24 protein-coding genes and 1 pseudogene are annotated in these 23959 nt (G+C 64.6%); 12 read left to right on the plus strand and 13 right to left on the minus strand.

Features of this window, described 5'->3' with window-relative positions; translation table 11 throughout:
• Nucleotide 1 precedes the first annotated feature (1 nt).
• The 3 genes from AC5Y2L_RS22840 to AC5Y2L_RS22850 all read right to left on the minus strand — a co-directional run bounded on the left by AC5Y2L_RS22840 (nt 2) and on the right by AC5Y2L_RS22850 (nt 1597).
• On the minus strand, nt 2-778 hold the full coding sequence (locus AC5Y2L_RS22840; RefSeq protein WP_499932039.1) for a hypothetical protein: 777 nt from the start codon (nt 776-778) through the stop codon (nt 2-4).
• Nucleotides 779-781: 3 nt separating this feature from the next.
• Nucleotides 782-1048 carry a hypothetical protein gene (locus AC5Y2L_RS22845; RefSeq protein WP_499932036.1) on the minus strand — a complete coding sequence of 89 codons (267 nt, stop codon included), beginning with the start codon at nt 1046-1048 and terminating at the stop codon, nt 782-784.
• A 159-nt stretch (nt 1049-1207) separates the two neighbouring features.
• Nucleotides 1208-1597, minus strand: coding sequence for a DoxX family protein (locus AC5Y2L_RS22850; protein WP_499932033.1), 390 nt, complete (start codon nt 1595-1597; stop codon nt 1208-1210).
• Between the two features lie 53 nt (nt 1598-1650).
• On the opposite strand from AC5Y2L_RS22850, the gene AC5Y2L_RS22855 reads away from it, so the two are divergent.
• Nucleotides 1651-2022, plus strand: a complete 372-nt coding sequence (locus AC5Y2L_RS22855) for a bleomycin resistance protein (protein WP_499932419.1) — start codon at nt 1651-1653, stop codon at nt 2020-2022.
• A gap of 111 nt (nt 2023-2133) precedes the next feature.
• On the opposite strand, the gene AC5Y2L_RS22860 is transcribed toward AC5Y2L_RS22855, so the two are convergent.
• The 3 genes from AC5Y2L_RS22860 to AC5Y2L_RS22870 all read right to left on the minus strand — a co-directional run bounded on the left by AC5Y2L_RS22860 (nt 2134) and on the right by AC5Y2L_RS22870 (nt 5840).
• Nucleotides 2134-2907, minus strand: coding sequence for a glutamate racemase (locus AC5Y2L_RS22860; RefSeq protein ID WP_499944686.1), 774 nt, complete (start codon nt 2905-2907; stop codon nt 2134-2136).
• Entirely contained in the window at nt 2907-4841 is a 1935-nt protein-coding gene (locus AC5Y2L_RS22865) for a methyltransferase domain-containing protein (protein ID WP_499932028.1), read from the minus strand. Before AC5Y2L_RS22865 ends, AC5Y2L_RS22860 begins: the two co-directional genes overlap by 1 nt.
• Nucleotides 4842-5057: 216 nt before the next feature.
• Nucleotides 5058-5840, minus strand: coding sequence for an SDR family oxidoreductase (locus tag AC5Y2L_RS22870; protein WP_499932026.1), 783 nt, complete (start codon nt 5838-5840; stop codon nt 5058-5060).
• Between the two features lie 225 nt (nt 5841-6065).
• Here AC5Y2L_RS22870 and AC5Y2L_RS22875 point away from each other — a divergent pair, with 225 nt between their 5' ends.
• The 3 genes from AC5Y2L_RS22875 to AC5Y2L_RS22885 all read left to right on the plus strand — a co-directional run bounded on the left by AC5Y2L_RS22875 (nt 6066) and on the right by AC5Y2L_RS22885 (nt 8590).
• Nucleotides 6066-6494 carry a hypothetical protein gene (locus tag AC5Y2L_RS22875; protein WP_499932024.1) on the plus strand — a complete coding sequence of 143 codons (429 nt, stop codon included), beginning with the start codon at nt 6066-6068 and terminating at the stop codon, nt 6492-6494.
• Nucleotides 6495-6599: 105 nt separating this feature from the next.
• Nucleotides 6600-7376 carry an SDR family NAD(P)-dependent oxidoreductase gene (locus AC5Y2L_RS22880; protein WP_499932022.1) on the plus strand — a complete coding sequence of 259 codons (777 nt, stop codon included), beginning with the start codon at nt 6600-6602 and terminating at the stop codon, nt 7374-7376.
• Between the two features lie 29 nt (nt 7377-7405).
• Complete coding sequence (locus tag AC5Y2L_RS22885) at nt 7406-8590, plus strand: acyl-CoA dehydrogenase family protein (protein WP_499932020.1); 1185 nt, start codon at nt 7406-7408, stop codon at nt 8588-8590.
• 69 nt (nt 8591-8659) lie between these two features.
• Here the strand turns inward: AC5Y2L_RS22885 and AC5Y2L_RS22890 are convergent, their stop codons facing one another.
• On the minus strand, nt 8660-9388 hold the full coding sequence (locus AC5Y2L_RS22890; RefSeq protein WP_499932017.1) for a DUF2652 domain-containing protein: 729 nt from the start codon (nt 9386-9388) through the stop codon (nt 8660-8662).
• Between the two features lie 202 nt (nt 9389-9590).
• Between AC5Y2L_RS22890 and AC5Y2L_RS22895 the strand changes: the two genes are divergently transcribed.
• From AC5Y2L_RS22895 to AC5Y2L_RS22910, 4 genes are read left to right on the plus strand one after another with little or no spacing between them, the layout of a single operon-like run.
• Nucleotides 9591-10259, plus strand: a complete 669-nt coding sequence (locus tag AC5Y2L_RS22895; RefSeq protein ID WP_499932015.1) for a hypothetical protein — start codon at nt 9591-9593, stop codon at nt 10257-10259.
• Nucleotides 10260-10317: 58 nt separating this feature from the next.
• Complete coding sequence (locus tag AC5Y2L_RS22900) at nt 10318-11220, plus strand: NAD-dependent epimerase/dehydratase family protein (protein WP_499932013.1); 903 nt, start codon at nt 10318-10320, stop codon at nt 11218-11220.
• Between the two features lie 36 nt (nt 11221-11256).
• A complete protein-coding gene (locus tag AC5Y2L_RS22905) occupies nt 11257-12015 on the plus strand; it encodes an SDR family oxidoreductase (RefSeq protein ID WP_499932417.1) in 759 nt (252 codons plus the stop codon).
• Between the two features lie 11 nt (nt 12016-12026).
• Nucleotides 12027-12893, plus strand: coding sequence for a hypothetical protein (locus tag AC5Y2L_RS22910; protein ID WP_499932011.1), 867 nt, complete (start codon nt 12027-12029; stop codon nt 12891-12893).
• Between the two features lie 38 nt (nt 12894-12931).
• On the opposite strand, the gene AC5Y2L_RS22915 is transcribed toward AC5Y2L_RS22910, so the two are convergent.
• Nucleotides 12932-14104, minus strand: a complete 1173-nt coding sequence (locus AC5Y2L_RS22915) for a MalY/PatB family protein (RefSeq protein WP_499932415.1) — start codon at nt 14102-14104, stop codon at nt 12932-12934.
• A gap of 80 nt (nt 14105-14184) precedes the next feature.
• Nucleotides 14185-15285, minus strand: a complete 1101-nt coding sequence (locus AC5Y2L_RS22920) for an NAD(P)H-dependent amine dehydrogenase family protein (protein ID WP_499932009.1) — start codon at nt 15283-15285, stop codon at nt 14185-14187.
• Between the two features lie 141 nt (nt 15286-15426).
• On the opposite strand from AC5Y2L_RS22920, the pseudogene AC5Y2L_RS22925 reads away from it, so the two are divergent.
• From AC5Y2L_RS22925 to AC5Y2L_RS22935, 3 genes and pseudogenes are all read left to right on the plus strand, one after another.
• Nucleotides 15427-15552 (plus strand): annotated as a pseudogene (locus tag AC5Y2L_RS22925) (dihydrodipicolinate reductase); the annotation flags it as partial.
• Between the two features lie 81 nt (nt 15553-15633).
• Nucleotides 15634-16665, plus strand: coding sequence for an LLM class flavin-dependent oxidoreductase (locus AC5Y2L_RS22930; protein ID WP_499932006.1), 1032 nt, complete (start codon nt 15634-15636; stop codon nt 16663-16665).
• A 2-nt stretch (nt 16666-16667) separates the two neighbouring features.
• A complete protein-coding gene (locus tag AC5Y2L_RS22935) occupies nt 16668-17855 on the plus strand; it encodes a cytochrome P450 (RefSeq protein ID WP_499932003.1) in 1188 nt (395 codons plus the stop codon).
• Nucleotides 17856-17923: 68 nt separating this feature from the next.
• Here the strand turns inward: AC5Y2L_RS22935 and AC5Y2L_RS22940 are convergent, their stop codons facing one another.
• The 3 genes from AC5Y2L_RS22940 to AC5Y2L_RS22950 all read right to left on the minus strand — a co-directional run bounded on the left by AC5Y2L_RS22940 (nt 17924) and on the right by AC5Y2L_RS22950 (nt 21304).
• Nucleotides 17924-18913: an alpha/beta fold hydrolase gene (locus AC5Y2L_RS22940; protein WP_499932001.1), complete on the minus strand. Its 990-nt coding sequence runs from the start codon at nt 18911-18913 to the stop codon at nt 17924-17926.
• Between the two features lie 298 nt (nt 18914-19211).
• A complete protein-coding gene (locus AC5Y2L_RS22945) occupies nt 19212-19949 on the minus strand; it encodes a hypothetical protein (protein WP_499931999.1) in 738 nt (245 codons plus the stop codon).
• Nucleotides 19946-21304: a DUF1254 domain-containing protein gene (locus AC5Y2L_RS22950; protein WP_499931997.1), complete on the minus strand. Its 1359-nt coding sequence runs from the start codon at nt 21302-21304 to the stop codon at nt 19946-19948. The genes AC5Y2L_RS22945 and AC5Y2L_RS22950 overlap by 4 nt, the downstream gene beginning before the upstream one ends.
• 75 nt (nt 21305-21379) lie before the next feature.
• On the opposite strand from AC5Y2L_RS22950, the gene AC5Y2L_RS22955 reads away from it, so the two are divergent.
• Nucleotides 21380-22336 carry a phosphorylase family protein gene (locus AC5Y2L_RS22955; RefSeq protein WP_499931995.1) on the plus strand — a complete coding sequence of 319 codons (957 nt, stop codon included), beginning with the start codon at nt 21380-21382 and terminating at the stop codon, nt 22334-22336.
• Nucleotides 22337-22739: 403 nt separating this feature from the next.
• On the opposite strand, the gene AC5Y2L_RS22960 is transcribed toward AC5Y2L_RS22955, so the two are convergent.
• Nucleotides 22740-23870, minus strand: a complete 1131-nt coding sequence (locus AC5Y2L_RS22960; RefSeq protein WP_499931992.1) for a glycosyltransferase — start codon at nt 23868-23870, stop codon at nt 22740-22742.
• Nucleotides 23871-23959: the final 89 nt, after the last annotated feature.

The following is a 23959-nucleotide window of genomic DNA, read 5'->3' on the forward strand; positions in this document are numbered from 1 at the left end:
ATCAGCCCGCGTCGATGCCGCGTTTCAGCGCTTCCAGCCGGCGCAAAGTCCATCGCCATTTCGAAAGCACCCCGGTGGTGCCGTCAGCGGCCTCGTGAACGCCTTTCGCAATGGCCTCTGCCAAACCCGCGATGTATGTCGAACGGGCCGGACCCGCGGGCGGCAACTCCGCTGCCATGAAGTCGATCGACTGCGCTATGCCCACCGTCTCGCCGTCACCGTTGACCAGCGGCTCCTCTGGGAGCAACGGCACGACATCGCCAACGGCAAGGCGCGCTGCGTCGGCCGAAAGTGCAATCCGAGGGCAGCCGGCAGTTTGCTCCAGCAGATACGCCTCCACCAGCGCCGGGCCGAACAACACGTTCTTGCCGTGAAAGCACGGGCCGATGGCGACGCCGCCCCGGCACAGGATCGAAAATTCCAGCAGGTAGGACAGCTGGATGCCGGCGAGAAGCCGCAACACCTGACAGACAGCTACTTGCTGCTGCTTGCGGTCCAGGCCGTCGATGACGATCGACGCGCCGATATTGTCCGAGAAATACGATGTGCGCAGCGGATTGCCAGCGGGCCGAGTGGAGTTGATCTGCTCCTGGCGATCGACCATGAATGCGACCGCGTTCAAGAACACCTCGTTTTCGGCAAAAGCCTTTGCGCCCAGAGTGTCGACGAATCCGACCGCCGACAGGCGATACCTTCGGCCGGTTCGCGTCAGCCGACGTCTTGGCTCAGGGAGTTGCCGGTCCACTTCGACGGGTGGGCGCTGTCCGGCGTCGTCCACCCGCTACCGAGCCGCCTTTTGGGCGGTGGCGCGCCTCGACTTCTCCGGGCGGGCGACAAGCTTCCCGGAATCTGCCAATTCCACTGCCCGCCGAAGACGATCGGCGATCAGGGTGACCGGCACGCTGACCACCGGCGTGAGAGTCAGTACACCCATGTCGTCTTCCTCGACCCGGTACCGCTTGTGACCTGGCTTTCCGGCCTTACCCAGCGAAATGCGACGCCGGGGGTCGACCTCCACCTCCCCGACGAAGCGGTTCGAACCGCTCATGACGCACCCCTCTCGTGACGGGCTCCAGGGTACCCACCTGCAGTGCTATGGGCACTCGGGTCTATGGGCACTGGGGCTTTGCCCATTTAGGGTAAAACCCCAATGCGACAATACTACCAGTCTGCGACGCAGGACGCTCGTGCCACCGATACGCCCGGACTAGCTGTTGCGTCTGATCTTGAGCGCGGTGGTGATCATCGGAATCTGTAGCGGCAGCCGGGCCAGCGCAACGATGCGCATCGGCCAGGGTTTGTTCCACCAGAGCCGGACCATGTTGAGATTTCCCGGGAAAACTGCGATGAACAGCGCGGCGGCGGCCGTCGCGGCGGCCCGGCGGGTCCGACGTGGCAGCAGCAGAGCCCCGATGACCAGCTCGGCCACACCCGATACGTAGGTGTACAAGCGAGGGCTTCCCGGCAGCTCGACAGGAATGATGTCGTCGAACGGTTTGGGTGCCAGAAAGTGGAGGGTGCCTATGCCGAGCAGCATCGCCCCGACTCGGTAAGCGGCCGTCTGGTTCGCATCGCGCTCAACTAGTGGTGTGGTCATGGGCCTTATTGTGTCGTGCGCTAGCGCGCCTGCCAGACTGTGGTGTGTCCGGCATCGACTTCACCTCGGTATCGCCAATCGTTCCCGTCCGGAATCTGGATCTCGCGCTTGACCGGTACCGCCGGCTCGGATTCGACGTTCGTGCCTACGAAGGCCCGGAGCGGTACGGCTTCGCCGACCGCGGCTCGGTGTCAATCCACATAACCGAGTGGGACGAGCATGATCCGCTGCGAACCGCCGCCAGCATCTACCTCTACGTCAGCGACGCCGACGCGCTTTATGCGCAGTGGCATGCGCTCGAGCAACTTGACGGCCGGTTCATCGCACCGCGAGACACACCCTACGGCTTGCGCGAATTCGCCTATGTTGATCCCGACGGCACTGCCCATCGCGTCGGTTCGCCCTTGCCCGGTCGGCAGACGTGACACGATACGGATTGTGACGACGACCGCTCACGACGCGTTCATGGCGCAGCTGCGCGCCAAAGCACTTGCGCTTGGGTTCGAACCCCTTGCCGCTAGGGCATTTTGACGCATTTAGGCCGCCAACCGAGCATCGCGCGTTACCGCGGTGGCTGTCACCGCGATACCCCAGGCACGGGCTGCGCCAACCCGCATCGATTCCGGATCGCCGGTGGTGAGAAACACGCGCGAGCCTGGCCGTTTCTGAGTGCTGGGATATCGCGCCGCGATTGCCGCGGCCAGGCGCTCGGCCGGATCGATCAGCAGAGTGTTTGGCAGCGCCGCTTGGAACCAGCGACTCGCGGCGGGGTAATGAGTGCAGGCCAGGACCAACGCATCGACCCCTCGTAGCGGCACGACGATCCTGGCCAAATCTGTGGCGAACTGCGGAGAGCCGGTGCGGCCGCCTTCAATGTGCGCCGACAACGGCTGGGCGACGCGGGACAACACGACGTGTCCCCGACGTTCGAGACCGCGCCGATAGTGGCCGCCGACGATGGTGCGACGTCCGCCTACCACACCGACAACGGCGACGTCCTCGGGGACGGAGGATAACCCGTGTTCGATGATGCCCTCCACCGGAATCGGTGCCGCTTCAAGGCGTCCGACCACCGTGCTGGCCGCGTTACACGCCAGCACCACCTCGGTGGCGCCCCGCTCGGCCAGTGCGGTAACCACGGTGGACAGGCGCGCAGCCAACTCGTCGGTACCCATGCGGCCGTATGGGGTTGCCCCGGCATCCGACCAGTACAGCACCGGAAGGCCCGGTGCCAGTTGGTCCAATGCGCGAACCAGTCCGATACCACCGATGCCCCAATCGACTATCCCCAATTGGTAATTCACGTTCATCACGGGTAAGTCAGGGGGGCGGTGTGCCCCTTGTCCAGTGGTCCGGAATCGAACGCCACCACCCGCGCGGACCTGCTCGCCGTCAGCGCTTCCAGCCGGGTACCGGGGAAGCGGCTGGCGAAATACCACCGATACTCGTGCTCGGCGCGAATAGGGTTGTGCCGCACCATGTTCAGCCAGTCCGGGTGGGTGGTCAAAGCGGTCAGGTCTTTGGCGAACTGGGGCCGGACCCGTCGGGTGCGCAGATGCGCGATCGCCGAACGGGTGAACATGCCCAGCTCACGCATCCGCACCGGGTGCTCGACCATGTCGACCACCCACAGCCGACCGCCGGGAACCAGCACCCGGCGGATTTCCGCCATCACCGGATCCCAGTCCAGGTACCGGAAAGACAAAAACGAGATCACCACGTCGACGTGATCGTCGGGAACGTCCAGCTCCGGGCCGTTGACCTTGACGAACCGTAGCCGGGCGCGGTCACGGCTGTGCTCACGGGCTTTGTCGAGCATGCCGGCAGAGCTGTCGACGCCGATGCCGAATTCGATCTCGCCGCGATCGTCCAGCTCGCGCAGCAAAGCGCCGTTGCCGCAACCGATTTCCAGCACCCGCAAACCGCGACCGAGCTCGGCGCGAACCCGGGTGACCTTGTCGGCCACCCATTGCCATTCGGCCTCGCGGACCTTGATGTCCGCGTAGGCGCGGTCGTACAGTTCAGCCACTCGGTCGTAGGAGCGTTCCGGTTGCGCGGCGGCCGGAAGGCTCTGGATCAGTGGCTCCGCCGCGCAGCCGGAGTACTTGCGGATACTCCCGCTCCACCCGTGTGATTTCTTGCCGGGCGCGGCGATCATATAAAGACTCGGGCGGGCCTCCGGATGGCGACCCGCCCACGCAAACCGGTCTTTGCGAGCAGACACGGTGGTGAAGTTGTAGTTGCCGAACGTGGGAACTCCGAACACGTCGGCAAAAAACGGCGCGAACCAGCGCGCGGTGCGGCAGGCGTGGAAGTATGCACGCCCGTCGGGGGAGAACGGAATTGCCATGTCGCGCCACTCGTGCGGCGAGAACTGCTCGGGCCAGTCCGTCGACCCGAACATCGGGCCGTACATCCCGGCGTGGCTGATCAGGTGCAGTTCGCTGAGTTGCCGGCCGGCGCCGGCGAACCGAGCCAATTCGGCAGCGAAGTCGGCTTTGTGGTGCAGGCCGGAGAGGACGACTTCGGCGTCGGGGTTCGCGGCGGACAGTTCGCGTGCCATGGTGGCTGCGGCGACCGCGAATTCGGCTGAACCGCCGCGGTATTGGGTGGTGTGGGCCACCCAAATCAGCGGCCTCCGTTGGGTTTTGGGCGCTACCTGCGCAAATGAGACGCGGGGATGATCACCCTGCGGAATCCATGCCCCGTAGTTGCCGACCAACTCCAGCACCTCGGAGCGCTCCAGGTCGAACACCCGCATGCCCGCCGCCGGCGGGTTGTAGAAATGCAGCGTCAACCCGTACTCGCCGGCCGTCATGTCGTGGATCACGTCGGGCGTGATGCGAATCGGCGTGCCTTCCGGGCGGATGGCTTTTTCGGTCACGACCAATTGCGGGCCGTTCCAGCCGAACCGGCGTTCCGTGAACGTGCCTTCGACCGGGATGACGAAGCCGCCCGAACCTCCGTGGTCGTGCGGTGCGCAGCTGTTTCCCGGGCGCCACCGCGCCAGCATGATCTCAACCTCGTCGTCTACCCGCAGAATCAACCGCGAGTAAGGCTCCCCGTCGACCAGCGGCAAAGCCAAGATCGACAGCCTCGACCGGGCCTGCCCGACACGCGCCAGTAACTCAGGACCGGGCACTTCGCCACGCACAGCGACCGCGGCCAACGCATCGAGTAGCGGGGCCAGTTCCGTGAGGCCGTTACGCGTCACGGGCGGTAGGGAGTGGACGATCTCGGTCATGATGGTTTCCTCGTGCGACGGACATGGCCGGGTAGGGGACCATGCGTCGCAGCTGTCCCTATGCGGCCGATACGCAACGCTGTCGCCGCGGTCTAAAAGGATTCTTGGAAAATTCTTGAAACGGCGTGCGGAAGGTGGCGGCAGTGTGGCGCGAGCAGACGCAAAAGCCCCCGATTCGGCACGTAATCGGGGGCTTTTGCGTCTGCTCGGCGGTCCCTAGGTGACCCACTCCGGTTGTTGGGCGGTGTCGACGGCAGAGAAGTCCTTGTGGGCGAGCCCGGCCACACAACCGCCGTCGACAACGAATTCCGAGCCGGTCGAATAGCTGGACTCGTCACTGGCGAGGTAAACGACGAGATTGGACACCTCGCGCGGCTCGGCGATCCGACCCAGGGCGGTCTGGAAGATGTCCTCGGGAACCCATTCCGTCATCGGCGTCTTGATCAGGCCGGGATGAATCGAGTTCACCCGAATCCCGCTCGGCCCCAACTCCAGCGCGGCCGACTTGGTCAGACCCCGGACACCGAATTTGGTTGCGGTGTAACCATGGCACGCGATCGTGCCGGCCAAGCCTTCGATCGACGAGATGTTGATGATGGAACCCCGACCGGCTTCCTTCATCGGCTTGACGACGGCGCGAATACCCAGAAACACTCCGGTCAGGTTGATGTCGAGGATCCGTTGCCATTCGGAAAGTTCGTAGTCCTCGATGGTGCCGATGTTGATGATCCCCGCGTTGTTGACCAGGATGTCGACGCCGCCGAACACGTCGAGGGCGGTGGCCACCGCGGCTGCCCACTGCTCGGGCTTGGTGACGTCCAGGGAGACGTATCGGCACGAATCGCCGACCTCTTTTGCCACCAGCTCACCCTCGTGGTCGAGGATGTCGCCGAAGACCACCTTCGCGCCCTCGTCGACCATCGCCCGCACGTGCGACGCGCCCATGCCGCGCGCGCCGCCGCTGACCAGCGCGACCTTTCCGGCCAATCGTCCCGTCATATCGTCCTCCGGCTCGTTGGAATGCCTTATGTTCTCAGCACGGTGGGCGCCGGGGCTCGCGGGGTTGGTGTCTGCCTCGTCCAGCCATCGCCACACGAGGCTGCGCGGAGGTACAGTTGGCGGGTTACGGAGGTGAGGACGTTGGAACGCAAACTCAGGATGCCACTGAGAACCTCAGTCCCGCTTGGCTTCTCGGCTGTCGCTTTCCTCGCTGCGGGTATAGTGGTGACGTCCACGGGGTCTGAGCCGGAAGCTACTCCGTCGAACTACAGCCTCATCTCGACCACCGCTCCGCCGGCCGCGCCGGCAATCCCGTTGCCGCCGAATGAGCAGGGCTACGTGCGGGTGCAAACAAAGTCCGGATCGACGAGCTGTTCGATCAACGCTGAAGTGGTCGCCTGCCGAACCAACGCCAACAACTGGCCCACGATGCCCGACGGGCAGCACTATCACGTCGCCAGTGTCAACGCGAATGGCGAGTTCCATTGGGTCAACGCCGATCTCGGACTTCTCGAGGGCAAAGTCACGTTGGATTATCAGACCTATAGCGCAGAGGGCTGGACGATCGTCGCAAGTCCGGACGGCACCAAGTTCACCAATGACCGCACCGGCCACGGCATGTCGGTCAGCACCGAGAATGTGACGCCGTTCTGAACCCGGGCGGCAAAACCCGCATTGACTCTGCGTCCACGGCGCAAACATGCGAGTAGGGCGCGCCGTGACCGCAGTATCAACGCCGGCTTCTGCAAGAGAGGACCCATGAACCGTAGTCCTTGCACGTACGTCGTCACCGGCGCCGCGTCGGGTATCGGCTTGGCGACGGCGCGGCGCCTGCTGGCCGACGGTGCCACCGTCGTCGGCGCCGACCTGGCCTCCCCACCCGACCTGGGCCACGGGTTCACCTTCGTGCCCGCCGATGTCACCGATGAGGCGGCCGTCGCGGCCGTCTTCGACGCCGTGCCCAACCGCCTCGACGGCGTCGTGCACTCCGCCGGTGTGGCCGGTGGCGGTCCGGTCCATCTGCTGCCCCGCGCCGAATGGGACCGGGTGATCGGCATCAACCTGACCGCTACCTATGTGGTAGCGAAGGCAGCGCTGGCCCGAATGATCGAGCAACCGCGGGTCGACGGCGAGCGCGGCTCGATCGTCACCCTCGCCAGCATCGAAGGCCTGGAGGGTACGGCGGGCGGCAGTTCCTACAACGCGGCCAAGGGCGGCGTGGTGCTCCTTACCAAGAACATCGCGCTGGACTACGGCCCTAGTGGGATCCGGGCCAACGCCATCTGCCCGGGCTTCGTCAAAACGCCGATGGCCGACAGCGTCTTCGGTATACCGGGGATGGAAGGTCCGGCGGCGTCGATCACCAACGAGCACGCCCTGCAGCGGCTGGGTAGGCCCGAGGAGATCGCGGCTGTGGCGGCTTTCCTGCTGTCTGCCGACGCTTCCTTCGTCACCGGTCAGGCCGTTGCGGTCGACGGCGGCTACACCGCCGGGCGTGATCATGGCGTGGTCCGGCTCTTCGGCCTACCGGAGTAATGCCGACGGCGAAGTGGTAGGAAACACCAATGGCGTCGATATCGGAAGTGAGTGGTCACGTCGTTGCCCGGGCCCGGGGGATGCGGGACCTGGTGCGCGCCGAGGCCGCCGAATCCGAGCGGATACGCACCTTGACCGACGCGATTGTCGACGAGATGTGGGCAAGTGGGCTGATGTCGGCGTTCAACCCGGTCGCAGCCGGCGGCGTCGAACCGTCCTTCGCCGAGATGATCGAAACGTGGATCGAAATGGCTTGGCAGGACGGCTCATTCGGCTGGATCGGCATCGCGAACCTACCGTCGTCGTTCGCGGCCGCCGCATATCTGCCCGACGACGGATTCGCGGAAGTGTTTACCGCCCACGACAATCGCGTCACGATGGGCGGCCAGTTTTTCCCCAACGGGCAGGGGCAGGCCGCCGACGGCGGTTACCGGTTGAGCGGATCGTGGAGCTTCGGCTCGGGCATTGGCCATTCGCAGTACGTCGCGGCCGGGTTCTTCCCCATGGACGACGGCGAGATGCGCTGGATCAGCGAGGGCATTCCCGACATGCGGGTGGCTGTGCTGCCGCGGGATGAGGTCTCGTTCAACGACGGCTGGTATGTGCAGGGGCTCAAGGGAACTGGCTCGTACGACTACAGCGTCCAAGACGTGTTCGTGCCGGAATGCCGCACGTTCGCACTGTTCACTCGCGAGCCGTATCGCGGCACGTCGCCGGCGACCCGCATGGGGCTGATGCCAGTGACGGCCGCGGGGCATGCGTCCTGGGCGCTCGGGGTGTCCAAGAGCATGCTCGACGATGTCGCCAAGTTGGCGGCGACCAAGTACCGGATGAGCGACATGGCGGCGTTGGCCAGTCGCCCGACGTTCCAGAAGGGGCTGGCCCAGCACGTCGCCGCGTGGCGGGCCGCCCGCCTTCTGGTGCTCGACGCCTTCACCACCGCCGAGGCTGCGGTGGCCGCCGGTGACGAGCTGACCCCGACTTTGCGGGCGGACATGCGGGTGGCCGCCATCCACGCCACCGATACCGCGCGCAGCTGCGCCGAATGGGCTCATCTGGTCGCCGGTACCACCTCGATCCGCGAAGGCAGCCGCCTGGAACGCGCGTTCCGCGACATGTACACCGGAACCCAGCATGCGTTCATCAGCGAGAAAGTCGCCATCGACGCGGCGCAGGTCTGGCTCGGGATCATCGAGGACCAGTTCGGGCTTTAGCTTGCCGAGCAGACGCAAAATCCCCCGATTTCGCGCCGAAATGGGGGATTTTGCGTCTTCTCGCGGGTCTTAGGCCGGGACCTCTTTGGAGCCGCGGCCCAGATGACGGAATCCCGCGCAAGCTTTCTTGAGGCCCAGCGCATACGGCAACGCACTGGATTCAAACCTCAGCCTGGCCGCCAGCTTGGAGCCGAAGCCGGACTCCGGCACCGCGGGGGCCACTTCAGACGTGGCCAAGTCGATGTAGTACGTCGAGGTTTCACCGATGCCCTCGAAGTGGTGCACCAGCGGCAGGCAAAGACCACGGAAATGCTCGTCGAGGCATTGCACCACGACGTCGGTCATCAGGACGTATTCCGGTATCGGCACCTGGTTCTTGAGCATCCGGTGCACGAGGATGACGTCGACACCGGCCAGCTCGACCAGGCGCTTGACCTTCTGCTGTGCCACCTCGCCCTCGTGGGCGACGAACTTCAGTGACAGGCTGTCCAGCTGGGCACAGCTCGCGCAGTCGCAGGCAATGTCTTTCTTCATCCGCTCCCGTCGCGCGAGAAACGATCGGCGCATGTCGGAAAGACGTTCGCACACCAACACTTTCGCGTTGCCGCCGGGCGCCCAGAAGAATGCGGCGTCGCCCTCCAGCTTGGCCAGCTTCAGCCCTTTACCGGCATCGATGACCGACTCGAGCAGGTCGGCCACCGTCTGCTGGGCGTGGGCCAGGTGCAGCCTGTTCCATTGCATGTAGTTCGTGTATCCGCCGATGTCCGCGATCAGCAGAACGGCGCGTTGGATAGCCATGATTTCGCGAGTCTAGCCAGGTCAGACCGCTCGAGCGGCGGATTAAGCGGGAACGCGATGACGCGGCCGAAGCGGTGCCATCCGGTTCCGAAAAGCGATGGCGCCGGTCATATCGCTTTCTAAAATCGATTGGCCCGCCCGTGCCCGGGGCCAGTGTGACGGATGTGACCATCGCCAGTTGCGACGGTGGCATCCTTGCTTTATGGGCTTGGTGTTCCGCCTGGTAGAGCTCCTCCTGTTCATCCTGCCGCTGGCCGGGGCGATAGTCGCCGCGCACAAGGCCTTCACCGCATTCCGTCGAGGCCAGCAGACCGACAAGACTGAGGCAGATGAGACGACACCTGCCCGCGCGCACCCGCGACAAGGCAACCAGGCCGCCCAGTGGGCGACGATCAAACGCGTCGTCGAGGAGCACACCCGAACGGATGCACGCTGGCTGGATTACGAACTCGACGTGGCCAAGCTGCTGGACTTCCCGCTGATGACGGACATGCGCAACCCGTTCACGACGGCCTTTCACAAAGCCAGGCTCCGGGCGGACCTGCTGCGTCCCACCAGAGCCGAAGATCTTCTCGACGACCGGGAAGCCGCAGACCAGTACTTTGCCGCGGTCGAAGAGTACGTGACCGCCTTCAATGTGGCCGAAACCGAGGCAATTCGTCAGCGCCGCAACGACTTCACCGAAGAAGGGCAGCAGCGTATCGCCCGCGCGCAAAGCCTGCTCCGGGTGGTGTCGGACACCGCGGCAACCGCCCAGGAACGTCAGCGCGCGTATGACCTGGCCCGCAAAGAACTCGACGGGCTGATCGTGTTGCCGTCCCTGACTCAAGCCAGGATCGAGCGCGGCATCGCCGGTGAGCTAGGCGGATAGCGCCCCGGTTTACGGACCAGCGAGCAGATGTAAACCTCGGCACGCATACCATCAGCGCATGCGCGGCTACAAAATCTTGATCACCGGCCCCAGCGGCCAAGTCGCCGCGCCTATCGCCCGGGCGCTTGCCGCCGACAACGAGGTGTGGGGGATCGCCCGATTCACCGACGCCGCGGCGCGCGCGGGTCTGGAACAGGCAGGTGTGCACTGCGAAGCGGTCAACCTGGCCGCCGGCGACTTCACCGCGCTGCCGGACGACTTCGACTACGTGCTGAATCTGGCCGTTGCCAAAAGCGGCAACTGGGACAAGGACCTGGCGGCCAATGCGGAGTCGGCCGGCCTGCTCATGAGCCACTGCCGCGGCGCGAAAGGGTTTCTGTACTGCTCGTCGACGGCGGTCTATGACCCTCCCGACGACAAACCACGCACCGAGCATGCGGCCCTGGGTGACAACCACAAAATCGTGTTCCCCACCTATTCCATCTCCAAGATCGCGGGCGAGGCCGTGGTCCGGTCGATGTCACGCGTGCTCGGCGTGCCTACCACCATCGCCCGGCTGAACGTGCCGTACGGCGACAACGGGGGGTGGCCGTACTTTCACATGGAGATGATGCTGGCCGGCATACCGATCCCCGTGCCGCCTGGAGGGCCGGCCCGCTACAACCCCATTCACCAGGACGACATCATCGTGACGATCCCGAAGTTGCTCGACGCGGCGTCGGTCCCGGCGGTCACGGTCAACTGGGCCGGGAACACGACGGTCAGCCTCCAGGAGTGGTGCGAATACCTCGGGTCGCTGATCGGTCGTGAGCCGGTGTTTCGGGAGGACCCGCAGGCACTGCGCGGCGTACCCGTCGACCTGACTCGGATGCGCGAACTCGTCGGCGATACCACGGTGCACTGGCGCGACGGGATCCGCCGGATGGTCACCAAGTTTCACCCGGAGCTGATCAGCGCATGAGCAAATTCGATTGATAGGACGGATATGTCGAGAACCGTGGTGATCGGTGCGTCGAGCGGGTTAGGCCGCTGTATCAGTGTCGGCCTAGCTAGGCGCGGCGCGAAGGTGGCTTTACTGGCGCGACGACGGCAGCGACTGGAGGCCGCGAGGCAGGAAGCCGGCGAGGGCGCGGTTGCTGTCGAATGCGATGTGACCGAACAGGATTCGTGCCGATCGGCGATCAACACCGCCGCCGAGGCGCTCGGCGGCATCGACAATCTGGTATACACCTCCGCGATATGCCCGTTGGAGCGCATCGCCGACACCGATGCCGAGCTATGGCGAAAAGTATTGGATACCAATGTCATCGGCGCGTCATTGGTGACCGCCGCGGCGGCTCCGTACCTGGCGGAGTCGGGGGGCAAAGCGGTCTATCTCTCGTCCACGTCGGGCACTTTCGGGCCGCCGTGGCCAGGCTTGGGCGCCTACGCGGTCAGCAAGGCGGCGCTGGAGCGACTCGTGCAGGTGTGGCAAGCCGAACACCCGAATATCGGCTTCACCAACCTCATCGTCGGCGAATGCCCGGGCGGCGAGGGCGACTCGATGACGGGCATGAGTTTCGACTGGAACGGCGAGCTCGCCATGAAAGCACAACCGCTGTGGTTACAGCGCGGCTGCATGGGGGGCAAGCTGATGCCGGTCGAGGATCTGGTGGAGTTGGTGCACACGATTTTGCGCACCAACGCGTCGACGTCAATGCCGGTCGTGGTCGCCCGCGGCGCTTCGGCGACGCCGGCGGGACTGCTGGACACCTAGGGGAGACGTCGATGCCCGAGCGGCCACGCGACATCAGAGAGCTGACCGACGATACCGAGGCGTACCGGGACGAGCTGCTGCGACGTTGGACCGGCCTGCTCAGCTATCGCTACATCGGTCGCAACCATGCGTCGATGAATCTCGGTGAGGTCGATGACACGGTTCGCATCCGACGCGACATGCGCAACGAGGCCGGCGGAATCATGGTCGCCCCGTTGGCAATTGCGTCGCCCGAAGGGTGCCAGACCGACATGGTTGCGGTACCCAACCCGGTGATCTCCTCGGTGCAGATCCTGGATCCCGGCTTCGACGTGGACACCGTCCTGGTGGTGGGCTCCGGCAACATCCACCAGGGCAGAACGATGGGCTATGGCCGATGCCTGATCGTCGACGCGGACAACCCCGAGCGCGTCGTCGCCTTCATCCACGGTCAGGGTGCGGTCATCGGTCAGCCGCCGCCCGGCCTGGAGAAGATGGACGTCAGCGGCACCGAGCTGATCATCGAGGATTCACCGGACCTTCCGCCGCTGTGGCAGGCTTTCGGCGCGTCTCGGCGCGCCGACGGGCACTGGGTGATGCCTGAGCTCACCCTCGAGGTGGCGTCGCCGGACGCAGCGTTGCACATCGGGCCGCAACACGTGCTGCTGGAGACGGCCGCGATCGATCTGGCCGCAGAGCTGGCGGGCACCAGGCGGTTGCAGGTGCAAAGCTGGCAGGTGATGTTCATGTCGCGCGGAAAGGTGGGTCCGTTTCGCGTCGACGGGACCGCGTACCGCGGCGCCGAAGGGTGTGTCGGCGTGCGCATGCTCATCCATGATGAAGGCAACAACGACCGTCCCATCACGACCGGCTCGGCCGTGTTCGACGTTCTGTTGTAACCGCGAGCAGACGCAAAATCCCCCAAATCGCCCGCGATTTAGGGAATTTTGCGTCTGCTCGCGGGGAGCTGCTGCACCGCGCGGCCCATCCGCATCACGGCCTCCGTCAGGATCGCTTGCGACGTAGCAATGTTCATGCGCACATGCCCCACACCACCTGTCCCGAACGCGTGGCCCGACGTCAGCAGGACACGGGCGTGGTCGAGGAACCAGCGTGCCGGGCCGGACAGATCGGATACCACCGCGATGCCCTCGGCCGCTTGTTCGCTGAAGCCTAGTTGCCGGCAATCCAGCCACGCCAGATACGTGCCTTCCGGTGGCTGATACCCCACACCCGGCAAATGCTCGGTTATCAACTCGCCCAGCAACTTTCGGTTGGCATCCAGTCCGTCCAGCAGGCTGTCCAGCCAGCCGCCGCCGGTGCGAAACGCTTCGGTATGCGCGATGACGCCCAGGTGACTGGGGCCGTGGCTGACTTCCTCGGGCATCCGTCTGAGGTCGGCCGCCGACTCCGGGCCGGCGACGGCCAACGCCGCTTTCAGCCCACACAGGTTCCATGCCTTGGACGCGGACATCACGGCCAACGCGTTCTCCGCCCCAGCAACCGTCAGGTACGGCGTGAACCGCGCGCCCGGCAGCACCAGCGGAGCGTGAATCTCGTCCGACACCACCCGGACGTCGAATCGGCGGGCAAGTTCGGCAACACCGGTCAGCTCCGCAGCCGTGTGCACCGACCCGGTCGGGTTGTGCGGATTGCACAGCAGATACGCCACTTTCGCACCTGGCCCGCCGGAACGTCGGGCATGCGAAAATGCTTCTTCCAAGGCCGCCAAGTCAATTCGGCCGTCGCTGCCCAACGGGGCCTCGACCACCCGCCGTCCGTCGTGCGAGACGAACGCGTAAAACGGCGGATACACAGGCGGATTCACGATGACGGCGTCGCCGCGGTCGGTGACCAGGCGCAGCATCTCGACCACACCGAGCATCACGTCGGGAACCACCGCCGTACGGCCGACCGAGAAATTGTGCCATTCCCAGCGCTGGGCAGCGAATTCGCCGACGGCCCGGGCGTACCCCTTTCCGTACGGGTAGCCGGTATCACCGATATCGACCGCCCGATGAATGGCGTCGGCCACCGTCGGCGCGAGCCGGACGTCCATCTCGGCGACCCACAACGGCAACACATCGGCCGGGTGCGCGCGCCACTTCATGCTGCTGCGTTCGCGCAGTTGCTCGACCGAAAGCTCCTCGAAGGGATTGGCTGCCGCGGCAGGACTCACGAGCGACCAGTTTAACCGCCGACGAAGGCCCCCTTCGGAATCGTCAGCGGCAGATCCACCGAACTGAGTAGGCCGGGCGCCGCGTCGACGACGTAGGGCACGGCGTTCACGACGCGCATAGCCGTCGCGACCATCGCCCCGGCGCCCGAGCTCATCCCCGGAATACCGGCCCGGCGTGGATCCTTCAGCGTGGCCGTCAGCGTGCAGTCGATGTCCGGGTCGCCGCTGATCACGATGCGGTAGGACAGATCGCCGATCCCGGTGGGCCAGTCGGGTGCGACGTCGTGCGCGAGCCTGGTGACGTGCTCGATGACGATAGCCTCGCGACCGTCGACCACCCCGATCGCCTGCATACGCAGCGCACCGCAGGTGCCGGCTTGCACTGTGCCCATGGCTACTTCCAGCGTCCGGTCGGTGACGGCACGATCAAATCCTTCCCGGACCTCGGTCACTTCGACCCCGAGCGCGTCGGCGATCAACCGGATCTGACCCTGCCACTCGCCCGCGATTGCGCCGGGAAAGCCGATCCAGGGCTGGTAGTCAAGCGGCCGGCCGAAGCCCAACGCGTCGCTCATGATGTCGGGAACCCCGTAGTCGTCGTACAGGCCGATTTCGCAGGCGTGAATCGTTTCGATCGTCGCCGACTGCGTGGACAGCACCAGCGGCAGGTAGTCGGCGGCGAATCCCGGTTCGATTCCCGACGCGTACAACGACACCTGGCCCTGCTTGGCCGCCGCGGCCAGCTGGTCACGCCATTCCGCGGGCTGGTAGGCGTGCGGGTTGACCAGGCGGGTGGTGCTGGTGGTGACGACGTTGATCCCGGCTTCAAGCAGCTTCACGTAGTCCGGGATGGCCAACGCGTCGCGTTCGGGTCCACTGGCCGCATAGACCACGCAATCGGGCTTCAGGGCGATCAGCGCGTCGGCATCGTTGGTGGCAGCCAGGCCGATCGGCTCGCCGTTGGCCAGTTCACCCGCGTCCTTGCCCACCTTGTCCGGCGCGTGCACCCACACCCCGATGAGGTCCAGGTCGCGACGCCGCCGGATGGTGCTGATCGCGATCGATCCGATGCCTCCCGTCGCCCACACCACCACGCGGTATGCCATCGTCATCCTCCTGACATTGTGAAAACCGGAGCGGCAGTGGCTAATCCGGCTGCATGGAGTGCGGATCCGGCCTTCGATCTGCTGGTCAACCACGGACTGAACAAACGTTAGGTTACTCTGCCTGGGTATCTTCACGCTCAGGTTCGACATGCGGCGATGATGTCGACGGCCATGCGGGTGGTCAACGCGATCCCCTACGTTGTCGACGCGGCTCCCGGTCTGCTCAGCTCGCTGGATATCCCGACGACGCTGCCGCGGCACGTCTTTGACTAATGGTTGACGGCAATCTTGAACGGGACGTAGTGTTCGTGGGACAAATATTAGGTTGGCTACGGACCATTGAGGAGAAGCTGCGTGTTCCTAATGCGCTTCGACATGCGGGCCCCGGCGTTCGGCGCGCCCCCGGCCGCGCTGTATGCAGCGGTGCCGGAGATGTGCGCATGGGCGGAAGATCACGGTGGCCTGGCGGCCGTGCTGTGTGAGCACCACGGATCGGACGACGGGTACTTGCCGGCCCCGTTCCTGCTGGCTTCGGCGATCGCCTCGCGCACTCAGCAGCTCGCCCTGAGCATGACCCTGATTCTGCCGTTCTACGATCCCGTACGCCTCGCCGAGGACATGGCCGTCCTCGACATCCTCAGCGGCGGCCGGGCGTCCTACATTCTGGCCCTGGGATATCGACCCGAAGAGTACGACATGTTCGGCTTGTCGCTCGCCGATCGTGGGCGGCTGGCCGACGAGAAGGTGAGCCTGCTACGACGGCTGCTCGCGGGTGAGACCGTCGTTGAAGACGGACGACGGATCACGGTGACACCGCTGCCGCTGACCCCCGGTGGGCCGGCGCTGATGTGGGGCGGTGGAAGTCTGGCGGCCGCCCGACGGGCCGGGAGATACGGCCTGGGCATGCTGGCCAACGCCAATATCCCCGGTATGCGGGAGGCCTACGAGCATTCCTGCCGCAAGCACGGGTATCAGCCTGGTCCGGCATTTTTCCCCGACCGCAACACGCCGTCGGCAACTTTCGTCGCCGATGACGTCGACGAGGCTTGGTCGGAGCTGGGCGAGTACCTGCTGCACGACGCGCGCGCCTACGCCGAATGGAACCCCGGCAACGAGACGTCGGCAGGGTTCTCCCACGTCGACAGCGTTACCGAGCTGCGCGAGGCGTCTTCGTCGCACGTGATTATCTCGACCTCGGAAGCGATTTCCCGGGTGCGCGATGGCAAAATGCTCACGCTGTCGCCGTTGTGCGGTGGCTTGCCGCCGGAAATCGCGTGGCCCTATCTCAAACGCGTCGGCGAGATCGTTGTGCCGGAGGCCGTCCGCTCGCCCAGCGCGGCCGCGGACACTGGGCTCAGCGAGTTACTGTCGGAAACCGGGATGTGAAGATGACCGCCACTGAACTGTATTACGACCCTTTCGATTTCGACATTGACGACGACCCGTATCCGATCTGGAAGCGACTTCGTGATGAAGCCCCGCTATACCACAACGACAAGTACAACTTCTATGCGCTGAGCCGGTATGACGATGTCTCGCACGAGCTGACCAATTGGGAGGTCTACCGCTCGGGCCGCGGCACCACCATGGACATCATCATGAGCGGCATCGAGTTGCCGCCCGGCGTCATCCTCTTCGAGGATCCGCCGATACACGATCTGCATCGCCGTGTCCTGTCAAGGGTTTTCACCCCGCGTCGGATGGAGGCCATCGAGCCGCTGACGCGGGATTTCTGTGTGCGCGCCCTCGACCCGTTGGTGGGCTCGGGCCGGTTCGACTTCATCGAAAACATCGGCGCCACGGTCCCGATGCGCACGATCGGCTATCTGCTGGGCATCCCCGAAGACAATCAGGAAGCGATTCGGGATCGTGGTGGCCGTCAGCTCACCTTGACCGAGGGGACGTTTCGGGTGGTGCCTAAGGACTTTTTGGAGCACAGCCATGAGATGTTCGCCGAGTACATCGATTGGCGAGTGGACCATCCCTCCGATGACCTGATGACCCAGCTGCTGAACGCCGAGATCGAGGACGGCGACGGGACGCGGCGGCTGAGTCGGTCGGAGGTGTTGCTCTACACCAGCATGATCGCCGGAGCCGGTAACGAAACGACGACGCGTCTGATCGGCTTCATGGGCCAGCTGCTGGCCGAGCACCCCGATCAGCGCCGCGAGATCGTGGCCAATCCGGCACTCATCCCGATGGCGATCGAGGAGGTGCTGCGGTACGAGGCGCCGTCACCGGTGCAGGCGCGTTATGTGGCGCGCGACATCGAATGCCGCGGCACGACGGTTCCGGAAGGTTCGATCATGTTGCTGATCAACGGATCGGCCAACCGCGACGAGCGCAAGTTTCCCGACGCCGACAGGTTCGACATCCACCGCGGCGCAACACATCTCAGCTTTGGACATGGGCTGCACTTCTGTCTGGGCTCGGCGTTGGCGCGCATGCAGGCGCGGGTGGTGTTGGAGGAGGTCATCAAGCGCTGGCCTGACTGGGAAGTCGACTACGCCAACGCCGCCAAGGCGCATACGTCGAGCGTGCGGGGATGGTCGAAGCTGCCGGTAATTACCGGTTAGGTTGCCGAGCAGACGTAAAATCCCCCAAAAATGGCTATTTCTAGGGGATTTTGCGTCTGCTCGCGCCACTATGGCGCGGTGAAATCAACGAGCAACGCGCCGTCAGGCCGGCTGCCGAGCGTCTGCAGCGGAATGTCCTCGCCGTTCGCCGTCAGCCGAACAATGTCGGCCAATTGCCCAGGGGCGTCGCACTGCAGATAGTGATCGGCCGTCGGCAGCACCCAGTAGCGGTTACGGCCCGGCTTGTCCCTCAGGTAGGTATGCCATACGTAGTTCGGGACTCGCAGGGGTGAGACGTTGTCGTGTATGCCCCACACCAGCGTGGTATTGACCGACAGTTTGGAAAGTGTTTCGAGCCAACGGGTTTCGTCGGCCGCGCGCTCGTTCAGGTATTGGATGACGTCCGGTAGCACGCGGATTCCGTCGTTGTGCGCGAAGCACTTTGCCAATGCCGCGAGCTCCGGGTCGTCCGGCGTCCGGCGGGGCATGAAGGTCGTTATTCCCAGACCGGCTGCCAAGCCGTCGGGAGTCGTTGCCACAGCAGTACTCCGGGCCGTCGCCGGGTCGAGCAACATGGTTTGGAACACCGTGAGATTCGCCAGCGGGAGGTAGATGTTGGCGTTGGTGATGATGACGTCGACGGGTGCGGCCGGCGGACCCAGGGCGGACAGCATGTTCAGCGCGATCATGCCGACGCTGCTGCCGCGGTCGTGGGTCAGCATTCGGTACTCGGTCAGTTGCCAAAACTGCGTGATCGCGTGGACGAGCAGCCGTGCGTCGTCGTACAACGAGTAGACGTACGGCGCCGGTGGCTTGTCGGACATTCCGTGGCCTGGGAAGTCCAGCGTGAAAATGTCGAACTCGGAGCCCAGCTCTTTCGTCAGGGCGTAAAAGTCGATGCTCGAGGTCGGAAAGCCGTGAACGAGCACCAGCGCGGGTGCTCCCGGTGTGCCGCAGCGGCGGGTGAACACCGCGAGTGCCCGTCCGTCGTTGGCTGCCGTCGTCGACCGCCATTGAAGTTGCGTGCTGTCGCGCTGCCATTCAGCGAAGATGTCCAAGCTGTCAGCATCGCAGAGGTGGTTGCGGTTGTCACGAATTGTTGCGCGCTGGCGGTGTCGTAGTAACTCCAGCCACAACAGTCGCGGCCAAAGAGACGTGTGCGCTTTTGCCCGCCTCGTAGCGACACCTCGACTCGAATTACGCTGCGTGTAAGAGGTGCCGAGTTACGCCGTGACGAATTGGCTTAAGGCGCTTCGGTTGTCGCTATGAGGCGGGCAAAACAGACATTGTCCCGAAATCTTGTGACGGGCGAGACTTGCGACGAACCTCGACTACGACCTGGGCGGCGACGGCACCTCACGGCCAGGCTTCCCAGCTGATCATGCTGCGCAGCGGTCCGGCGAAAACCGGTCGCACTGCTGATGATCGCCACCGCTCCTCGACCAGGGGCGCGAGGGCAGCGGTTGTCCCGAGAGGATCTTCGTCGAGATAGACGACCGTGATGTACTGCGGCTCGGTGCGCCAGCCCCTGGACGCAGCGTTCCATTCATTGGTCGAACCGAACGTCCACGCGCCGGCCGTGCCGGGCACCGCTAACAGAGCGGGATAGTGTTCGGCGTGCAGCCATTGCAGCCATTGGTTCGGGCGGCCGCCAACGGATTCCTCGACGATCAGCAGTACTCCGCGATGTGGGCGAAACGGCACCACCGCGGCGGAAATCATTGCGCGCGGCGCGGATTGGCATTGCAGCAGCCGCAGTCCGGCCACTTGCAAAGACGCGCGCCGGACGGGGAAGCGACCGTTTTCGCGCAGCGCACGGCCGAGCGTGACGAAGTCGTCGAAGGTTTCCTCTACCGGTTCACCGACGAGGTAGTGGACGGCGTTGCATACCTCGCCCAGTGGTCCGTTGGCCGCCAAGCGATGGGCGGGGTAGTCGCCGTCCGCGATCCAACGCAGCCCATACACGATGCCCGGCAGTTGGTATTGCTCCGGCATGTGGTCTAGCAGGTGCCAATGCAGATAGCCGTCGTCGTCGGCGGGCGCGGCAGGGGTGAGGCTGAAAATGCCTGCCCTGACGCGGTTCAAGCGCGTCATGGCGCAATAACCTCGAAATCGCCTGGGCGCCAAGTCCCGTCAAACGCGGCCTGCTCCGGCCCGTAGATCCGGAAATACACGAACCAGCCCTTGCCGGGAACGGTCTGGATCCACCGGTCTACCTCTCCGCCCGGCGGCGTCGGGCCGAAATACAGCTTCGCCTGATCGCCACTGAGATCGCTGAGCTCGAACAATGAACGCAATGCGGCCTTGTTCTGTGCGGCACGGATTTGCGAACGAGTGTCGACGTCGTAGACCGTGACCGACCAAAAGAGCCTGTCCGGCACCGGAAGTGGGACGGTGAGTTTGTAGTGTCGCGCACCGTCGAGGGGTATTCCGTCGGCGTCGCGAAGCCCCAGCCAATACAGCGAACCGGCGCGGCTGTCCCGGCGGAACATCGCCGGTGAGGCACCGATGGCTTGATAGAACCACTTCTCGCGGGCGCAGAGATCGAGATGGGTGACGGTGTTGAAGTTCCCGTCCGCGTAACGCAGCGCGGCCCATTCCCACTCCCGGTTGTCCCATACCCGACAGCCTGGGCTGCGGTCGGCGAAAGACTGTACTCGCATTTGGGCGTTGCCGGCCTGGGCGGCCGATTCGAGTAGGCCTTTCATGCGGTCGTCGGGCTCGAACGGTTTGCCTTTCTCGATGCCGAGCGCGGCGAGTTCGCCGTAATGCGTGTGGTATCCGGGGAATACGGGCTCGGTGTCGATCGCTTCGTGCAGCACTTCCCAGAACTTCAGATTGGTCTCCCACTGCAGTGGCGTGGTGTCCTGAAACTTTCCGGTCAGATCAACCCAACGCGGTTTCGGCCATGCGATTTTGGGGTCGAGCGGATACACCTTGATGGTGGTGAGGCGTTTTCTGGCTGCTGCAAGCCCACCGCCGATCGGCAGCGACCGTGCTCCGACGATCTGGCGGTTGCTGCTGGCCCGATGCACGTAGTACCCGGTGTCGGGAACTTCGCCGGTGTACCCCGGCCCGAGGAACAGGTGTTTGCCGCCGTTGCCGCCATCCGGCCCGGGCAGGCCCATGTCCGCGACCCAACGCTGGTTGATGTCCATCGAGACGACGATGAGCGGTCCGGGCTGCAACTCGACGACCAGTGGGCCCACGCTCAGATCGAGCAGCATCGGTCCATACGGTGTGTCGGAATTCGCCGTGTAGACCAGCTGTTCGGGTCCGCAGTCCAGGATGCCGAACACTTTGTTAGGAATCAGCCCGGCGGCCTGGTTGCCCGTGAAGATGGCCGCTCCCGAGACGGTGGGATAGAAGAATTTGTAAGCGGTGACTGCGCGGGTGAGATCGGCGTCGTCGTAGAACTGCTGCGCGGTCGGGCTGGTGGAGTGCTTCACTATCCTGGCCTAGTTGCGTAACGACACGAAATCCCGAGACAGAAAAATGATAACGAGTACTGGCAGCCCTCAACGGTGGAACGGCAGGGTCGGCTTGGCGAGCTCGGGGATGTCGCGGCAATGACGACGGCGTGCGAGCGGCGCTCGCTGCTGCTTTCCGCGTTTCCGGCCGAAGCCGACGCGGTGCTGTCGCACACGACGCTCGATCCAGATCCGGTGGTGGTCTGCGATCGCCGGCACTTCTATCTCGGCACGATGAGCGGCAATAAAGTGATCGTCGCGATGACCGGCATCGGTCTGGTCAACGCCACCCAGACCACCGAAGCTGCGTTCGCACGCTTTACCTCTGCATCCGGCATAGCCGTTGGCGCAGTGATATTTTCGGGTGTCGCGGGCGGTGGGGCGCGGCTCAAGATCGCCGACGTGGCCATACCCGCCCAGTGGACCCTGGATAACGGCGCGACGTTTCATTCGGTTGATCCCGACATGCTCAGAACGGCCCATAACCTTTCTGTCACATTGGACAACACCAACACCCTCGGCAATCCGATGAGTCTGTGCAGGAACGTTCCCGTCGTCCGGCTGAACAAGCTTGGGCGGATACCGCAACTGGTGGTCGGGGGTGACGGCGCGAGCTCCGACAACAACAACGGCCAGGCTTTCCCGTGCATCCCCAACGGGGGCGACGTTTTCGGTTGCCAACCATGCTCGGTGCCCGATCGCTCGCTGTTCTTTACCGGCAACTTCTTTGAGGCCGTCGGGCCCTGGCTGAAGAAGGCGTTGATCAGCAACCTCGCCATTGCGACCCTGAACCCGATTTACGACGCGGTGGACAACGAGACCGCGGCGGCGCAGGCCGTCGCCAATGCACACGGCGTTCCCTTCCTTGGCATTCGCGGCATTTCGGACGGCCAGGGCGATCCGCTGCGTCTACCGCCCTTTCCGGTCTCGTTCTTCTTCTACAAACAGATCGCGGCGGACAACGCCGCCCGGACGACTGCAGCCTTCATGAAGAGTTGGAAGGGTATCTGAATCATGGTTGACAGCACCAGAATTCGGGTAGCACACGTCGGCACTGGTTACACGGGAAGGCTCGCGCTACGACAGGTGCTGCGGTCGCCGCATCTGGAGTTGGTTGGCCATCTGGTGCACAGCCGTGGGAAGGTAGCTGGTCGACGAACCCGCTGGCGGTGTAACGGCCTCCGATAATTTCGAGGACTTCGTGGCGTTGGACGCCGATTGCGTGACATACTGCCCGATGGTTTCCGGCCGCCCCCCTGACGAAGTCGTTGACCAGTTGTGCGCGCTGTTGGCAAGCGGCAAGAACGTTGTCACACCAATGCGATCGCTGCGGTCTGCGCAGCCAATCCCGGGATCCTCAGCGCGCTGAACCTCGTCATTCCCGCGCATGCGGGAGCGATCTAGGAGGAGTCCGCTAGGCGGTCTGCTGGTTTTCGCCCTGCCGGTCATGCAGCGTTGCCAGCATGCCGTCGGCCGCTCGCTGCCAGGTGAACATCTCGGCGCGGGCGCGTGCGGCACCGCGACGGTGAAGCTCTGGGCGACTGGCGATTTCGCGGACCGCAGCCGCGATGGCCGCAGGATCGTTGTCTGCCGAGGCCCCGCTCTCGGCGGTGATGATCTCGGTCAGCGCCGACGTCCGCGACACCACTGCCGGTGTCCCGCATGCCAGCGATTCCAATGCTGCCAAGCCGAATGTTTCATGCGGACCGGGCGCCAGCGTGACATCGGCCGATGCCAGGAGCGCTGCCACGGCGTATCTGTTGGAAACGAAACCGGTGAAGTGGACGGGCAGCCCAGCAGCCTGCCGCTGAAGCCTGGGTCGCAACGGGCCCTCGCCCATGACGACAAGTCGCGCGTCGACCCCACAGTCGCACAATGCGGCGAGCGCGTCGATGCTGCGGTCAACGCGCTTTTCCACGGACAGTCGGCCGCAGTGCACGAGCAGCGTTTGTTTCGGTGCGGCCAATCTGTGTCGCAGCGCGGCTGAGCGCCGGCGCGGGTGGAAGGTTTGCAGGTCCACGCCGAGCGGGACGGTGGCGACGTTTGTCGCACCGATGCGGTCGAATTCCTGACGTGCGAAACCGGTGGTGCACACCACTGTGTCATAGTCTGCCGCGGTGCGCGTGTTGGCGATGTCCGCGCATTTCTGGGCGATCCGGCGCGGAAGTACTTGGCCCACAAGGCGATCCAAGCGTTCGTGAGAGATCATCACCGTCGTCACGCCACGCTCGCGGCCCCATTGGCCCAATGATCGCAACGTGAGCCGGTCCGAGACCTCCAACGCGTCGGGCCTCAGCGCCTGCAGCAACGCCTTCACCCGTCCCGGCATGACCGCGCGATATCCGCCGGTGAACGGAATGAGCCTGGCGGGCAGCGTGATTCGCATGACTCCGGTGGACAGTCGACTGCGCTCGGCGTGCGGGCCAGGGACGATCAGAAACACCTCGTGTCCGGCGGCGCTGTATTCGTCGCCGAGCCGGTCCACTGCGGTACGAAGGCCGCCGGAGCGGGGGCCATAGAAGTTGGCGACCTGAACGACACGCATACCGTGAGGACATCCGGTGCTCGTGTGCAGTCAACTATGTCGAGCCGACTCGTGCCTGAACAGTCCGTGAATTCCGCCGATTCGGCGCC

The sequence above is a fragment of the Mycobacterium sp. NGS66 genome, assembly GCF_059812225.1.

What these genes read in the sequence shown, in the direction of transcription:
- AC5Y2L_RS22845 (WP_499932036.1), bottom strand. Translation starts at nt 1,048, where the DNA reads ATGAGCGGTTCGAACCGCTTCGTCGGGGAGGTGGAGGTCGACCCCCGG.
- AC5Y2L_RS22850 (WP_499932033.1), bottom strand. Translation starts at nt 1,597, where the DNA reads ATGACCACACCACTAGTTGAGCGCGATGCGAACCAGACGGCCGCTTAC.
- AC5Y2L_RS22860 (WP_499944686.1), bottom strand. Translation starts at nt 2,907, where the DNA reads ATGAACGTGAATTACCAATTGGGGATAGTCGATTGGGGCATCGGTGGT.
- AC5Y2L_RS22865 (WP_499932028.1), bottom strand. Translation starts at nt 4,841, where the DNA reads ATGACCGAGATCGTCCACTCCCTACCGCCCGTGACGCGTAACGGCCTC.
- AC5Y2L_RS22870 (WP_499932026.1), bottom strand. Translation starts at nt 5,840, where the DNA reads ATGACGGGACGATTGGCCGGAAAGGTCGCGCTGGTCAGCGGCGGCGCG.
- AC5Y2L_RS22880 (WP_499932022.1), top strand. Translation starts at nt 6,600, where the DNA reads ATGAACCGTAGTCCTTGCACGTACGTCGTCACCGGCGCCGCGTCGGGT.
- AC5Y2L_RS22885 (WP_499932020.1), top strand. Translation starts at nt 7,406, where the DNA reads ATGGCGTCGATATCGGAAGTGAGTGGTCACGTCGTTGCCCGGGCCCGG.
- AC5Y2L_RS22890 (WP_499932017.1), bottom strand. Translation starts at nt 9,388, where the DNA reads ATGGCTATCCAACGCGCCGTTCTGCTGATCGCGGACATCGGCGGATAC.
- AC5Y2L_RS22895 (WP_499932015.1), top strand. Translation starts at nt 9,591, where the DNA reads ATGGGCTTGGTGTTCCGCCTGGTAGAGCTCCTCCTGTTCATCCTGCCG.
- AC5Y2L_RS22900 (WP_499932013.1), top strand. Translation starts at nt 10,318, where the DNA reads ATGCGCGGCTACAAAATCTTGATCACCGGCCCCAGCGGCCAAGTCGCC.
- AC5Y2L_RS22910 (WP_499932011.1), top strand. Translation starts at nt 12,027, where the DNA reads ATGCCCGAGCGGCCACGCGACATCAGAGAGCTGACCGACGATACCGAG.
- AC5Y2L_RS22915 (WP_499932415.1), bottom strand. Translation starts at nt 14,104, where the DNA reads ATGAAGTGGCGCGCGCACCCGGCCGATGTGTTGCCGTTGTGGGTCGCC.
- AC5Y2L_RS22920 (WP_499932009.1), bottom strand. Translation starts at nt 15,285, where the DNA reads ATGACGATGGCATACCGCGTGGTGGTGTGGGCGACGGGAGGCATCGGA.
- AC5Y2L_RS22935 (WP_499932003.1), top strand. Translation starts at nt 16,668, where the DNA reads ATGACCGCCACTGAACTGTATTACGACCCTTTCGATTTCGACATTGAC.
- AC5Y2L_RS22945 (WP_499931999.1), bottom strand. Translation starts at nt 19,949, where the DNA reads ATGACGCGCTTGAACCGCGTCAGGGCAGGCATTTTCAGCCTCACCCCT.
- AC5Y2L_RS22960 (WP_499931992.1), bottom strand. Translation starts at nt 23,870, where the DNA reads ATGCGTGTCGTTCAGGTCGCCAACTTCTATGGCCCCCGCTCCGGCGGC.